Here is a 234-nt window from a genome sequence, read left to right as displayed (position 1 = left end):
GCGTCAGAGTCATCACGTGCTGAAGCGCTGTCACGGTACCAAGCCCGCAACGTGTGGTGAGATACTCCAAGCAGCTCACCGACCTCCGTGTAGGCGCGTTGCAGTGAGCAGGACTCCAGGCGGACCATTTCGATGATCTGATGGACCGCCTTCTCCTTGAACTCGACGGAATACTTTCTAGGCATAGTTCAATCCTTCCTTAGCTGAGGTAGGAACTAAACCCAGGACGCTTCA

Annotated in this window: 1 protein-coding gene; it reads right to left on the bottom strand. The window is 54.7% G+C overall.

Annotated features, from left to right (window positions below; all coding sequences use genetic code 11):
• The coding region (locus HMPREF2604_RS01325; protein ID WP_246818354.1) for a transposase at window positions 1–185 on the bottom strand (185 nt) is incomplete at its 3' end.
• Window positions 186–234: the final 49 nt, after the last annotated feature.

It is taken from the genome of Corynebacterium sp. HMSC055A01 (genome assembly GCF_001809405.1).
Taxonomy (GTDB): Bacteria; Actinomycetota; Actinomycetes; order Mycobacteriales; family Mycobacteriaceae; genus Corynebacterium; species Corynebacterium hesseae.
The sequence above is the reverse complement of the archived record's forward strand: the minus strand, read 5'-3'. Positions and strand labels throughout refer to the sequence as shown.